At 62.0% G+C, this 13613-nt stretch carries 13 protein-coding genes and 1 riboswitch; of the genes, 10 read left to right on the top strand and 3 right to left on the bottom strand.

Features of this window, described 5'->3' with window-relative positions:
• Positions 1 to 30 precede the first annotated feature (30 nt).
• Positions 31 to 1596 carry a bifunctional phosphoribosylaminoimidazolecarboxamide formyltransferase/IMP cyclohydrolase gene (purH, locus tag ACNOHI_RS21945; protein WP_420476839.1) on the top strand — a complete coding sequence of 522 codons (1566 nt, stop codon included), beginning with the start codon at positions 31 to 33 and terminating at the stop codon, positions 1594 to 1596.
• A 44-nt stretch (positions 1597 to 1640) separates the two neighbouring features.
• Positions 1641 to 2183 (top strand): crossover junction endodeoxyribonuclease RuvC, encoded by a 543-nt coding sequence (gene ruvC, locus ACNOHI_RS21940; RefSeq protein WP_420476838.1) that lies wholly within the window; start codon positions 1641 to 1643, stop codon positions 2181 to 2183.
• Here the strand turns inward: ruvC and ACNOHI_RS21935 are convergent.
• Entirely contained in the window at positions 2180 to 2617 is a 438-nt protein-coding gene (locus ACNOHI_RS21935) for a hypothetical protein (RefSeq protein ID WP_420476837.1), read from the bottom strand. The two genes, ruvC and ACNOHI_RS21935, sit on opposite strands and share 4 nt — an antisense overlap.
• Before the next feature lie 187 nt (positions 2618 to 2804).
• On the opposite strand from ACNOHI_RS21935, the gene ruvA reads away from it, so the two are divergent.
• From ruvA to ACNOHI_RS21920, 3 genes are all read left to right on the top strand, one after another.
• On the top strand, positions 2805 to 3380 hold the full coding sequence (gene ruvA / locus ACNOHI_RS21930) for a Holliday junction branch migration protein RuvA (protein WP_420476836.1): 576 nt from the start codon (positions 2805 to 2807) through the stop codon (positions 3378 to 3380).
• Positions 3381 to 3392: 12 nt separating this feature from the next.
• On the top strand, positions 3393 to 4457 hold the full coding sequence (gene ruvB / locus ACNOHI_RS21925) for a Holliday junction branch migration DNA helicase RuvB (protein ID WP_420476835.1): 1065 nt from the start codon (positions 3393 to 3395) through the stop codon (positions 4455 to 4457).
• Between the two features lie 285 nt (positions 4458 to 4742).
• The gene (locus ACNOHI_RS21920; RefSeq protein ID WP_420476834.1) at positions 4743 to 5573 is read left to right on the top strand and encodes a 2-keto-4-pentenoate hydratase; all 831 of its coding nucleotides are present in this window, start codon (positions 4743 to 4745) and stop codon (positions 5571 to 5573) included.
• A 54-nt stretch (positions 5574 to 5627) separates the two neighbouring features.
• On the opposite strand, the gene ACNOHI_RS21915 is transcribed toward ACNOHI_RS21920, so the two are convergent.
• A complete protein-coding gene (locus ACNOHI_RS21915; protein ID WP_420476833.1) occupies positions 5628 to 6074 on the bottom strand; it encodes a DUF2147 domain-containing protein in 447 nt (148 codons plus the stop codon).
• An 84-nt stretch (positions 6075 to 6158) separates the two neighbouring features.
• On the bottom strand, positions 6159 to 8966 hold the full coding sequence (locus tag ACNOHI_RS21910; RefSeq protein WP_420476832.1) for a valine--tRNA ligase: 2808 nt from the start codon (positions 8964 to 8966) through the stop codon (positions 6159 to 6161).
• Between the two features lie 122 nt (positions 8967 to 9088).
• A riboswitch (TPP riboswitch) is annotated at positions 9089 to 9186 on the top strand.
• Positions 9187 to 9241: 55 nt separating this feature from the next.
• On the opposite strand from ACNOHI_RS21910, the gene thiC reads away from it, so the two are divergent.
• The 5 genes from thiC to thiE are packed head-to-tail and all read left to right on the top strand — an operon-like array spanning position 9242 to position 13610.
• Positions 9242 to 11155 (top strand): phosphomethylpyrimidine synthase ThiC, encoded by a 1914-nt coding sequence (thiC, locus tag ACNOHI_RS21905; RefSeq protein ID WP_420476831.1) that lies wholly within the window; start codon positions 9242 to 9244, stop codon positions 11153 to 11155.
• Positions 11156 to 11159: 4 nt separating this feature from the next.
• On the top strand, positions 11160 to 11360 hold the full coding sequence (gene thiS / locus ACNOHI_RS21900; RefSeq protein WP_420476830.1) for a sulfur carrier protein ThiS: 201 nt from the start codon (positions 11160 to 11162) through the stop codon (positions 11358 to 11360).
• A gap of 53 nt (positions 11361 to 11413) precedes the next feature.
• The gene (locus ACNOHI_RS21895; protein ID WP_420476829.1) at positions 11414 to 12214 is read left to right on the top strand and encodes a thiazole synthase; all 801 of its coding nucleotides are present in this window, start codon (positions 11414 to 11416) and stop codon (positions 12212 to 12214) included.
• Positions 12211 to 13002, top strand: a complete 792-nt coding sequence (gene thiD / locus ACNOHI_RS21890) for a bifunctional hydroxymethylpyrimidine kinase/phosphomethylpyrimidine kinase (protein WP_420476828.1) — start codon at positions 12211 to 12213, stop codon at positions 13000 to 13002. The genes ACNOHI_RS21895 and thiD overlap by 4 nt, the downstream gene beginning before the upstream one ends.
• Positions 12999 to 13610 carry a thiamine phosphate synthase gene (gene thiE / locus ACNOHI_RS21885; RefSeq protein ID WP_420476827.1) on the top strand — a complete coding sequence of 204 codons (612 nt, stop codon included), beginning with the start codon at positions 12999 to 13001 and terminating at the stop codon, positions 13608 to 13610. Before thiD ends, thiE begins: the two co-directional genes overlap by 4 nt.
• Positions 13611 to 13613 lie beyond the last annotated feature (3 nt).

Below are 13613 nucleotides of genomic sequence, written 5' to 3'. Positions count from 1 at the left end.
GTTATTCATCACTTTAGCTAGTCCACCACCATGATCAAACAAGCGCTTATCTCGGTCTCCGACAAGACCGGCGTTCTCGATTTTGCCAAGGCACTCGCCGCCATGGGCGTCAATATCCTGTCCACCGGCGGCACCGCGAAACTGCTGGCCGACAACGGCGTGAAGGTCACCGAAGTCGCCGACTACACCGGCTTCCCCGAAATGCTCGACGGCCGCGTGAAGACCCTGCATCCGAAAGTGCACGGCGGCATCCTCGCCCGCCGCGACCTGCCCGAGCACGTCGCTGCACTCGAAAAGCACGGCATCCCGACGATCGACATGGTGGTGGTGAATCTGTACCCGTTCCAGCAAACCGTGGCCAAGGACCAGTGCTCGCTGGAAGACGCCATCGAGAACATCGACATCGGCGGCCCGACCATGCTGCGTTCCTCCGCGAAGAACCACAAGGACGTAGTCGTGATCTGCGATCCGGCCGATTACAGCCGCGTGCTCGAGGAAATGAAGGCGGGCAAGGGCGACGTCGGCTATGACACCAAGTTCGCGCTGGCAAAGAAAGTGTTCGCGCATACCGCGCAGTACGACGGCGCAATCACCAACTACCTGACCGCGCTCGGCGAAGACAAGCAGCATGCGACCCGCAGCGCCTATCCGCAGACGCTCAACCTGCATTTCGAGAAGGTGCAAGAAATGCGCTACGGCGAAAACCCGCACCAGAGCGCCGCGTTCTACCGCGACCTCGCGCCGGTGGCAGGGGCGCTCGCGAACTACAAGCAACTGCAAGGCAAGGAACTCTCGTACAACAACATCGCCGACGCGGATGCAGCGTGGGAATGCGTGAAGACATTCGATGAAACCGCCTGCGTGATCATCAAGCACGCGAACCCGTGCGGTGTCGCGATTGGCGCGAATTCGCTCGAGGCGTACAGCAAGGCATTCCAGACCGATCCGACCTCGGCATTCGGCGGCATCATTGCCTTCAACCGCGAACTGGACGGCAAGGCAGCGGAAGCCGTCGCCAAGCAGTTCGTTGAAGTGCTGATCGCGCCGTCGTTCACCGCCGAAGCAAAGCAGATCTTCGCCGCGAAGCAGAACGTTCGCCTGCTCGAAATCCCGCTGGGGAACATCGTCAATGCTTATGACTTGAAGCGCGTGGGCGGCGGCCTGCTGCTGCAATCGCCCGACGCGAAGAACGTCGCCGTGGCCGAGCTGAAGGTCGTGACCAAGAAGCAGCCGACGCCGCAGCAGATGCAGGACCTGATGTTTGCATGGCGTGTTGCGAAGTACGTGAAGTCGAACGCGATTGTCTTCTGCGGCAACGGCATGACGCTCGGCGTCGGCGCGGGGCAGATGAGCCGTGTGGACTCGGCGCGCATCGCCTCCATCAAGGCACAGAACGCCGGTTTGTCGCTCGCGGGTTCCGCGGTGGCGTCGGATGCGTTCTTCCCGTTCCGTGACGGTCTTGACGTTGTGGTCGACGCGGGCGCGACTTGCGTGATTCATCCGGGTGGTTCCATGCGCGACCAGGAAGTGATCGACGCAGCGGACGAGCGCGGTGTGGTGATGCTGTTTACCGGCACGCGCCACTTCCGTCATTAACAGGTAAGAGGCCATTCCCGCGAAGGCGGGAATGGCCAGGCTAGATGAAAATCCTCGGCATCGACCCAGGCCTGCGCACCACCGGCTTCGGTCTCATCAACAAGCAGGGCAACAGGCTCAGCTACATCGCCTCCGGCACCATCAAGACCCCGGACGCGGATCTCCCGCAGCGGTTGAAAGTCATCCTCTCGGGCGTGTCGGAAATCATTCGCACCTATTCCCCCGACTGCGCCGCCATCGAAAAAGTCTTCGTGAACGTGAACCCGCAATCCACACTCCTGCTCGGCCAGGCGCGCGGCGCGGCAATCTGCGCGCTGGTCAGCGCCGACCTCGCAGTGGCCGAGTACACCGCGCTGCAGATCAAGAAGGCGGTCGTGGGACACGGCCAGGCGCAAAAGCACCAGATGCAGGACATGGTGCAGCGCTTGCTGATGTTGTCGGGAACGCCCGGCACCGATGCCGCCGACGCGTTAGGGGTGGCCATTTGTCACGCGCATAGCGGCGAAGCCTTGTCCGCACTCGGTGATCTCGCGCCGGCGCTGACGAAGAAGGGTGTGCGGGTGCGGCGCGGGCGCCTGATCGGCTAGGAGTGTTTCTCGGCCTTGCGCGCGGCAATCTCGAATCGGTTGTGCCAGTAGGCGTCCTTCCCGCGGATCGCCGCCCAGGCGCTTGACGCGAGATAGGCGAAGGGGAATACCGGCCCCCACCACGCCGCCTGCCGTACATGCGCGAGTTCATGCACGAGCACCCGCGATGACAATCCATCATGCATCGCGATCACCACGTGGCCGAGGGCCATCGCATTCATCACGCCGAAAGGATGGCGGCTCAGCATGGCATCCGCAAACGGACCACGCGCGAGGATGGCGAAGGTCGACCCGCGAACGACCTGCACGTTGCCGCGATAAAGGATCACCGGTGCTGCCAGCAGCAACCCGAACGTGGTGAGCGGGGACGCCCAGAGGACGCCAAGAGTCGTGCCCAGCCAGAACAGCGGGCGCTGAACAAGGCGCTTGTTCAAGAATAGTCGTAACCAGTTGCGCATCTGTCTTGCATGCCACGCGGACTTGCCCTGGAGTCGTTCCGCGAGGCACTCCGTGTCAGGAATGAAATGGTTCTTTAGAGCCTCTTTCACAGGAAAAAATCCTGCGCCGGGGCGCCTGCAATGTCCTGTATGATGCAGCTAACTTTTCTTGTCTACGTTCACCATGATAGGTCGCCTTTCCGGAATTTTGCTTGAGAAAAATCCGCCCCAATTGCTGATCGATTGCAACGGCGTCGGCTACGAGATCGATGTCCCGATGAGCACCTTCTACAACTTGCCCGGCATGGGCGAAAAGGTGGTCCTGCTGACCCATCTGGCCGTGCGCGAGGACGCGCACCTGCTGTACGGTTTCGGCACGGTGGAAGAGCGCAATGTATTCAAGCAACTGATCAAGATTTCCGGCATCGGTGCACGGACGGCGCTGTCCATCCTCTCGGGCATGTCGGTCGCCGATCTTGCGCAAGCGATCACCTTGCAGGAAGCCGGACGGCTCACGCGCATCCCGGGCATCGGCAAGAAGACGGCGGAGCGCCTGTTGCTCGAACTGAAGGGCAAGCTCGGTGCCGATCTGGGCGCGCCCGCCGGTGCGGCGCATAATGATGCGACCTCCGACATCCTCAATGCGCTGCTGGCGCTGGGGTATTCCGACAAGGAGGCTGCGCTGGCGCTGAAGCAGGTGCCGGCGGGGACCAGCGTCTCGGATGGCATCAAGCTGGCACTGAAGGCGCTGTCGAAGTAAGGAAGCAAACCGATGAGTATTCAGACCGACAATTTCAGCGAACAGCGCATCATTGCGGCCACACCCGCGTCGCCCAATGAAGAGGCGATCGAGCGCGCGCTGCGCCCCAAGCAACTCGACGAATACGTCGGGCAGGAAAAGATCCACGGCCAGCTGGAGATTTTCATCACTGCCGCACGGCAGCGGAAAGAGGCGCTGGACCACACGCTTCTGTTCGGTCCGCCGGGCTTGGGCAAGACGACACTGGCGCACATCATCGCGCGCGAAATGGGCGTCAACCTGCGCCAGACTTCGGGCCCGGTGCTCGAACGTGCGGGCGATCTTGCCGCACTGCTGACCAATCTCGAGCCGAACGACGTGTTGTTCATCGATGAGATCCATCGCCTGTCGCCGGTTGTGGAAGAAATCCTGTATCCCGCACTCGAGGACTACCAGATCGACATCATGATCGGCGAAGGTCCGGCGGCGCGTTCCGTGCGCCTCGACCTGCAGCCCTTCACGCTGGTCGGGGCCACCACGCGCGCGGGCATGCTGACCAATCCGCTGCGTGACCGCTTCGGCATCGTCGCGCGCCTGGAGTTCTACACGCCGCAGGAATTGGCGAAGATCGTGACGCGCAGTGCCTCGCTGCTCAACGCGAAGATCGTCGATGAAGGCGCCCTTGAAATCGCCAAGCGCAGCCGCGGCACGCCGCGTATTGCCAACCGCCTGCTGCGCCGCGTGCGCGACTACGCGGAAGTGAAGGGCAACGGCGAGATCACCAAGGCAATTGCCGACGCCGCGCTGAAGATGCTGGACGTCGATCCGGTCGGATTCGACGTCATGGACCGTAAGCTGCTTGAAGCCGTGCTGTTCAAGTTCAATGGCGGCCCTGTCGGCCTCGACAATCTTGCGGCAGCCATTGGCGAAGAGCGCGACACCATCGAGGACGTGCTCGAACCTTACCTGATCCAGCAGGGGTTCCTGCAGCGCACACCGCGCGGACGGATCGCGACGCCGACTGCGTACACGCATTTCGGCATCACAGCACCGCGCACCGGGGCAATCGGCGATTTGTGGGAACAGCCGCCGGGCTAAACTTGTCCATCAGGTGCCGGCGGACAGTTTCGCGCCTTTCATTGTCAACCAATCAACATTCGCAATCTTTTTGGCGAAAAGTTGTCTTGTTGTCATCCGTAAAACTACGGTGGCTGCATTTTCTTGTTAAGAAACCGGCAAAGCTGCACCTATAATGCTTCTTTTAAGCACGGTCGCGCTTTTTTTGTTTGACGCTCCGCAATTCCGCGGCCTGCCGCCTGCGTAAAGTACACGGCGAGCCGCAGAATTGCCAAAGTCTGCGACCCATCAATTCGAGTCCCCGCCATGCTCATGTCCACGCAAGCCAACCGCTACGCGCACCAGCTGCTTGACGCGCGAGCGCAGGTGCAAATGATCCCACCGCTGTCCGCGAACGGGCCGCTTTCGGTGGCCGATGGCTACGACATCGCGCGGAGCATGATCGACATCCGCACGGCGCAAGGCGAGACCATGGTCGGGCGCAAGGTTGGATTCACCAACCGCAAGATCTGGCCGAAGTACGGCGTATCTGAACCGATTCGCACACCGATCTGGACGCCGATTTTCGACGAGACGGTACGCTTTACGGAAGACAATCGCGGCATCCAGAGCCTGGACGGTGCGCTGCAGCCGCGCATCGGCCCGGAACTCGTGTTCAAGCTCAACCGCACGCCGGCCCCCGATGCCACGCTGGAAGAGCTCGCCGAATGCATCGAATGGATGGCGCACGCATTTGAAATCGTGGTGTGCCCCTTCCCGGAATGGAAGTTCGAGATGGCGGATTCGATCGCGGCGTTCGGCCTGCATGGTTCGCTGATCGTCGGTGAGCCGAAGATGCTGTCGGCCGCGAGCCGCCGCAGCCTCGCCGAAGTGCTGCCGCATGCGAGCCTGTCCCTGTCCTGCGGTGATGAATTGCGTTCTGCGGGTTTCGGCAGCGATGTGCTGGGCAGTCCGATGCACGCTCTGTGGCACTTGCATCAACTCCTGAAGATCCAGCCGCAGTTCCCGCAACTGGCGAAGGGCGAAATCGTTACGACCGGCACCTGGACGGACGTATGCCCAATCAAGCCGGGCGAGACGTGGACCTCGGCGTTCTCCGGCATTTCGCTGCCGGGGCTGACGATCTCGTTCGTTTGAGCCAGTTGGATCAATAAAAAAGGCGCCAATGGCGCCTTTTCGTTTTGTGCCCGATTACTCCTGGCGTAGCCAGGTCTGCGTGCGACCCAACATCGGCACACCGATATAGCCGCGCACATCCAGCTTCTTGCCGCCGTCGACGACCGTCAGCTTGCTCTTGTAGACCTTGCCGTTGTTCGGATCGAGGATGTGGCCGCCGTTGTACTCGCTGCCATCCTTCTTCATGCCCGTGATGATGGTCATGCCAATGACCGGCTGGTCCTTCAGGTTGCCCTCGCATTTTTCACACTTGGGATTCTGGTCTTCACCGGCCTCGCGGAACAGCTTTTCGATCTTGCCGCGCAATTCACCGTTGCTCTCGGTGATGCGGACCAGCGATTTCGGTTTGCCGGTTTCATCGTCGATGGTTTTCCAGACGCCGATCGGGCTGACGTCCTGCGCCATCGCGCTTGCGGCGACCAGCGCGCTGGCCGCGAGGGAAAGGGTTACTAATCGTCTCATTGTCTTGTCTCCTGGGGATTGGTTAATCTGTTCGAACCGGTGCGACCCGGTCCGAACTGTCCAGAAGTTTCGACCGAGGCGCGATCAGCTCTTTTGCAATTTATCAAACTGCTCGCGCAGTTTTTCGAGTGTGGCTCCGAAGGTCAACAGACGCTCTTTCTCCTGTGCCACGACTTGCGCCGGTGCGCGGGCGACGAAGCTTTCGTTGCCGAGTTTTGCATTCGCCTTGGTGATTTCGCCTTCGAGTCGGGTGATCTCCTTGGAGAGACGCTCCTTCTCGGCGGCGACATCGATCTCGACCTTGAGCATCAGCTTGATCGTCCCGACGACGGACACCGGTGCGGGGGATTCGGGCAGGCTGTCGACGATCTGCACGTCAGACAGCTTGGCCAGTGCCTGCAGGTAGCGGACGAAAGTTTCGGCTTGCGCCTTGTCGCCGGCTTCGATGAAGAGCGGCACGCGCTGTGCGGGCGAGAGCTGCATCTCGCCGCGCAGGTTGCGGCAGGCGTCGGTCATCGACTTCAGCTGCGCCATCCATGCTTCGGCCTGCTCGTCCAGTTTCTCCATGTTCGGCCGCGGATAGGACTGGACCATGATGGAGTCGCCGGCCGGGTTCAGTTCGATGCCGGTCATCGGCGCGATCTTCTGCCACAGTTGCTCGGTGATGAACGGAATGACCGGATGCGCCAGGCGCAGCACGGTTTCCAGCACGCGCAGCAGGGTGCGGCGGGTGGCGCGCTGTTGGGCTTCGGTGCCGTTCTGGATCTGCACCTTCGCCACTTCGAGGTACCAGTCGCAGTACTCGTCCCAGACGAACTTGTAGATCGCGGAGGCGATGTTGTCGAAGCGGTAGTCGGCGAAGCCCTTTTCCACTTCGGCTTCGGTACGCTGCAGCAGCGACACGATCCAGCGGTCAGCCGCCGAGAAGTCGCGCATGTCGGGACCGCAGGTGGCGGGATCGAAGCCGCAATCCTTGCCTTCGGTGTTCATCAGCACGAAGCGCGTCGCGTTCCACAGCTTGTTGCAGAAGTTGCGATAGCCTTCGCAGCGATTCAGGTCGAAGTTGATGTTGCGGCCGAGGGAGGCGTAGCTCGCCATCGTGAAGCGCAGCGCATCGGTGCCGAAGGCGGGAATGCCGTTCGGGAATTCCTTGCGCGTCGCCTTGGCGATGCTTTCCGCCTGCTTCGGGTTCATCAGGCCGGTGGTGCGCTTGGCGACCAGCGACTCGACGTCGATGCCGTCGATCAGGTCGATCGGGTCGAGGGTGTTGCCCTTGGACTTGGACATTTTCTGCCCGCTGGCGTCACGCACCAGGCCGTGCACGTACACGGTGTCGAACGGCACCTTGCCAGTGAAGTGCGTGGTCATCATGACCATGCGCGCGACCCAGAAGAAGATGATGTCGAAGCCGGTGACCAGCACCGACGACGGCAGGAACATCTTGTAGTCCGGTGTCTCTTCCGGCCAGCCGAGCGAGGAGAAGGGCACCAGCGCGGAGGAGAACCAGGTGTCGAGCACGTCGGACTCGCGCGTCAGCGCCTTGCCGCCGGCCTTGGCCTTCGCTTCTTCTTCATTGCGGGCGACGTAGATGTTGCCGTCCTCGTCGTACCACGCCGGGATTTGATGGCCCCACCAGAGCTGGCGCGAGATGCACCAGTCCTGGATGTTGTTGAGCCACTGGTTGTAGGTGGTGGTCCAGTTCTCGGGGATGAACTTGATGTCGCCGTCGGCTACCTTTTCGAGCGCTACCTGGGCGATCGACTTGCCGGGGAAGTGCGTGCCGTCGGGCGCAGGCACGCTCATCGCGACGAACCACTGGTCGGTCAGCATCGGCTCGATCACGACGCCGGTGCGGTCGCCGCGCGGCACCATCAGCTTGTGCGGCTTGACGGAATCCAGCAGGCCGATGGCTTCAAGGTCGGCAACGATTTTCTTGCGCGCCGCGAAGCGGTCCATGCCGACGTATTCGGCAGGGGCGTTGTCGTTGATCTTGGCGTCGAGCGTGAAGATGTTGATCTGCGCGAGGCGATGACGCTGGCCGACGGCATAGTCGTTGAAGTCGTGGGCCGGCGTGATTTTCACGCAGCCGGTGCCGAATTCCTTGTCCACGTAGTCGTCGGCGATGATCGGAATATCGCGGCCGGTCAGCGGCAGCGTCAGCATCTTGCCGACCAGATGCTGGTAGCGCTCATCGGTCGGATCGACAGCGACGGCGACGTCGCCGAGCATGGTTTCCGGGCGCGTCGTCGCCACGGTGATGTGGCCGCTGCCATCCGCGAGCGGATAGCGGATGTGCCACATGAAGCCGTCTTCTTCCTCGGAGACGACTTCGAGGTCGGACACGGCGGTGTGCAGTTTCGGATCCCAGTTCACCAGGCGCTTGCCGCGGTAGATCAGGCCTTGTTCATAGAGGCGGACGAAGACTTCGGTCACGGCCTTGGACATCTTCTCGTCCATGGTGAAATATTCGCGCTTCCAGTCGGTCGAGGCGCCCATGCGGCGCATCTGGCCGGTAATGGTGGAGCCGGAATGTTCTTTCCACTCCCAGACCTTTTCGAGGAATTTCTCGCGGCCGAGGTCATGGCGGGAAACGCCCTGTGCATCGAGCTGGCGTTCGACCACGATCTGGGTCGCGATGCCGGCGTGGTCGGTACCGGGAATCCAGGCGGTGTTGTGGCCGCGCATGCGGTAGTAGCGCGTCAGGCCGTCCATCACGGTCTGGTTGAAGGCATGGCCCATGTGCAGCGTGCCGGTCACATTGGGCGGCGGCAACTGGATGCTGAAGGACTGCTTGCCCGGTTCGGTGCTGGCGGTGAAGTAACCGCGCTGTTCCCATTCGGTACGCCAGAATTTTTCAATGTCGGCGGGCTCGAAAGACTTGGCTAATTCCATGATTTCAATATGTTTTTGCGAAACTATGCATTATACGGGAGGGAACGGCTGACAATGGCGGGGATCGGCGTATAATTCCGCCATCGCCGTTTTAGAGGCTTCCGTCCAACGGAGGCCGCGCGGTACGACGCTAGGGGTCCTGGCTGCAATCAGCCGGGTGAGAAACACCCTCGAACCTGATCTGGGTAATGCCAGCGAAGGGAAGCATCCGGAAAGCCTGCAGTCCATCCTTTTCCCGCCGCTCCTTCGCATACCCGCCTTTGCAAAGGAGCACCATGAACGCCAATCCGCAATTCCTCGCCGCCACCGCCAAGGTGGACGAAGCCGCGATCCAGCCGCTGCCGAATTCCCGCAAGATCTATGTCGAAGGCTCGCGCCCGGATATCCGCGTTCCGATGCGTGAAATCAGCCAGGCCGATACCCCGGCCTCCATGGGTGCGGAAAAGAATCCGCCGATCTACGTTTACGACACCTCCGGCCCGTACACTGATCCGAACGTCAAGATCGATATCCGTTCCGGCCTCGCCGCACTGCGCGCGGCCTGGATCGCCGAGCGCGGCGACACCGAAGAGCTGGATGGCCCGTCTTCCCAGTACGGCGTGGAGCGCCTGAACGATCCCAAGCTGGCCGAACTGCGCTTCAACCTGCACCGCAAACCGCGTCGTGCCAAGGCCGGCAAGAACGTGACACAAATGCACTACGCGCGCGCCGGCATCATCACGCCGGAAATGGAATACATCGCCATTCGCGAAAACCTGCGTCGCAAGGAATACCTCGAAGGCCTGAAGGCGTCCGGACCGATGGGCCAGAAGCTGGCCGACCTGATGGGCCGCCAGCACCCGGGCCAGTCGTTCGGCGCCGCGATCCCCGCTGAAATCACGCCGGAATTCGTGCGCTCCGAAATCGCCTGCGGCCGCGCGATCATCCCCAACAACATCAACCATCCGGAATCCGAGCCGATGATCATCGGCCGCAACTTCCTGGTCAAGATCAACGCCAACATCGGCAATTCCGCCGTGACCTCGTCCATCGGCGAGGAAGTCGAGAAGATGACCTGGGCGATCCGCTGGGGCGGCGACACCGTGATGGACCTCTCCACCGGCAAGCACATCCACGAAACCCGCGAATGGATCATCCGCAATTCGCCGGTGCCGATCGGTACCGTGCCGATCTACCAGGCGCTGGAAAAGGTCAACGGCAAGGCCGAAGACCTGACCTGGGAAATCTTCCGCGACACGCTCATCGAGCAGGCGGAGCAGGGCGTCGACTACTTCACCATCCACGCGGGCGTGCGCCTGCAGTACGTGCCGCTGACGGCCAAACGCATGACCGGCATCGTGTCGCGCGGCGGCTCGATCATGGCGAAGTGGTGCCTCGCGCATCACAAGGAATCCTTCCTGTACACGCATTTCGAAGAGATCTGCGAAATCATGAAGCAGTACGACGTTGCGTTCTCGCTCGGCGACGGCCTGCGTCCCGGCTCGATCTACGACGCCAACGATGAAGCGCAACTCGGCGAACTGAAGACCCTGGGCGAACTGACCCAGATCGCGTGGAAGCACGACGTGCAGGTGATGATCGAAGGCCCCGGCCACGTGCCGATGCACCTGATCAAGGAAAACATGGACCTGCAGCTGAAGGATTGCGCGGAAGCGCCGTTCTACACGCTCGGCCCGTTGACCACGGATATCGCCCCCGGCTACGACCACATTACCTCCGGCATTGGCGCTGCGATGATTGGCTGGTATGGCACTGCAATGCTCTGCTACGTGACGCCGAAGGAGCACCTTGGCCTGCCGAACAAGGCCGACGTCAAGGAAGGCATCATCACCTACAAGCTCGCCGCGCATGCCGCGGACCTGGCGAAGGGCCACCCGGGCGCGCAGATCCGCGACAACGCGCTGTCGAAGGCGCGCTTCGAGTTCCGCTGGGAAGACCAGTTCAATCTCGGCCTCGATCCGGACAAGGCGCGCGAATTCCACGATGAAACGCTGCCGAAGGATTCCGCCAAGGTCGCGCACTTCTGCTCGATGTGCGGACCGCATTTCTGCTCGATGAAGATCACGCAGGACGTGCGCGACTTCGCGGCGTCGCAAGGCATCACCGACGACGAAGCACTGAAGAAGGGCATGGAAGTGAAGGCCGTCGAGTTCGTGAAAGCCGGTGCGGAACTGTATCGCAAGCAGTAAGGCCATGGAAATCGAACTGAACGGTGCGCCGCACCCGATCACCGACAACCTGAACGTGCAGGATTTGGTCGCCTCGCTGGACCTGGCGAACAAGTCTCTGGCCGTGGCGATCAACCGGGAAGTGGTGCCGCGAAGCCAATGGGCAGAGCGCGTGCTGCAGCCGAGTGATCGCGTGGATATCGTGAAAGCGATCGGCGGCGGTTAACTCAATAAAGGACACTCCCTTTTCTCCAGGGCCAGGGAGTGTACGGAGCACTTATGACCACACAAGAAAACACCCAAGACACCGGCCTCACCATCGCCGGCAAAACCTACAATTCCCGCCTCCTCGTCGGCAGCGGCAAATACAAGGACCTCGAGCAAACCCGCCTGGCAACCGAAGCCAGCGGCGCCGACATCATCACCGTCGCCATCCGCCGCGTGAACATTGGCCAGGACCCGAACGCGCCCAGCCTGCTCGACGTGGTTCCGCCGACGAAGTACACCATCCTCCCCAACACCGCCGGCTGCTACAACGCCAAGGACGCGGTCTACACGCTGCAGCTTGCGCGCGAACTGCTCAACGGCCACAAGCTGGTCAAGCTGGAAGTGCTGGGTGACGAGAAGACCTTGTTCCCCAACATGCCGGAAACGCTGAAGGCCGCCGAGACCCTGGTCAAGGACGGCTTCGACGTGATGGTCTACTGCAGCGACGATCCGATCCAGGCGAAGATGCTGGAAGACATCGGCTGCGTGGCAGTGATGCCGCTGGCATCGCTGATTGGCTCCGGGATGGGCATCCTCAATCCGTGGAACTTGTCCCTCATCATCCAGCAGGCGAAAGTGCCGGTGCTGGTCGACGCGGGCGTCGGCACCGCATCGGATGCGGCGATCGCGATGGAACTCGGCTGCGACGGCGTGCTGATGAACACCGCCATTGCGGGTGCGAAGGATCCGATCCGCATGGCGCGCGCGATGAAACTCGCCGTCGAAGCCGGCCGCGAAGCGTATCTCGCCGGCCGTATCCCGAAGAAGTTCGTCGCATCGCCGTCCTCCCCGATGGAGGGGCGCGCAACATGATGCGCCCCAGCGTCCTCGTCTTCGCCGGCTCGGACCCGAGCGGCGGGGCAGGATTGCAGGCGGACGTGCCGGCGATCGCCGCCCTTGGCGCGCATCCGCTGACGTCGGTCACGGCTCTGACGGTGCAGGACAACGACCGCGTATTCAAGGTGCATCCCGTGCCGGCAGCGCTGGTGCAGCAGCAAGCGCAGGCGCTGGTCGACAAGATCGATATCGCCGCGGTGAAGGTCGGCATCGTCGGCAATCGCGCCAATGCGGAAGCCATCGCCGACATGCTTCGACGGATGAAGGAACGCAACCCCGGCCTGCATGTCGTGCTCGACACGGTGCTCGCCAGCGGTCACGGCGACAAGCTCTCCGAGGACAATCCGGCGTTTGCCGTCATGACGCTGCTGCCGTTCGCGACACTGGTGACGCCCAACCTGCCGGAAGCGGCGGCGCTTTGCGGCGGCAACCAGAACATGGAGGCACAGGTGGAAAACCTGCTCCAGTACTGCCCGAATGTCCTGATCAAGGGCGGACATGGCACCGGCCCCGATATCGTCAATCGCCTGTTCACGCGCGAAAACAAATGCACCTGGACCTGGCCGCGTCTCCCCGGAGGATTCCACGGAACGGGCTGCACCCTGGCTTCCGCGATTGCCGCCTTGCTCGCCTGCGGCAAGACCATGGTCGAAGCCGTCGAAGAGGCGCAAGCCTATTGTCATCAATCCCTGCAGTCCGCCTACGCGATTGCAGGCGGGCAGCAGATTCCCAATCGCTGCACCACTATCGAGGAAAATCCATGAAAGGCCTGTATCTCGTTACCCCGGACTGGGACGATACGCAGAAGATGCTCGACGTCACGGAAGCAGGACTGCGTGGCGGCGCGGCGATTGTTCAGTACCGACACAAGACCGCGTCGCCGGAGCTTCGCCGCGAGCAGGCTTCGCAGTTGCAGGCCCTGTGCCGCCGCTATGGCCGCCCGTTCATCATCAATGACTTCGTGGAACTGGCCCTGTCTCTGGACGCGGACGGTATCCACGTCGGCGGCACTGACGCGGCGGTCGCCCAGGTGCGCGCAGCGGTTGGTCCGTCGAAAATCGTCGGATCGTCCTGCTACGGCAGCATGCAGCTTGCGCGTGACGCCTACGCCGCGGGCGCGAGCTACGTTGCATTCGGCGGCTTCTATCCGTCACGCGTGAAGAAATACGAAGTGTCGACTCCACCCGAGATCGTCGCGCAGGCAAAGAAGGAAATTCCGTTGCCGAACGTGGTGATCGGCGGCATGACCCAGCAGAATTCGCTGCCGCTCGTACAGCACGGCGCGGACATGGTTGCGGCGATCAGCAGCGTCTACATGGCCGACGATCCGGAAGCCGCGGCGCGCGGCTTCGCGCAACTGTTCACTGCCTGAGGG

Source organism: Noviherbaspirillum sp. ST9 (assembly GCF_048799745.1).
Taxonomy (GTDB): domain Bacteria; phylum Pseudomonadota; class Gammaproteobacteria; order Burkholderiales; family Burkholderiaceae_D; genus Noviherbaspirillum.
This window is presented reverse-complemented; position numbering and strand designations above follow the sequence as displayed.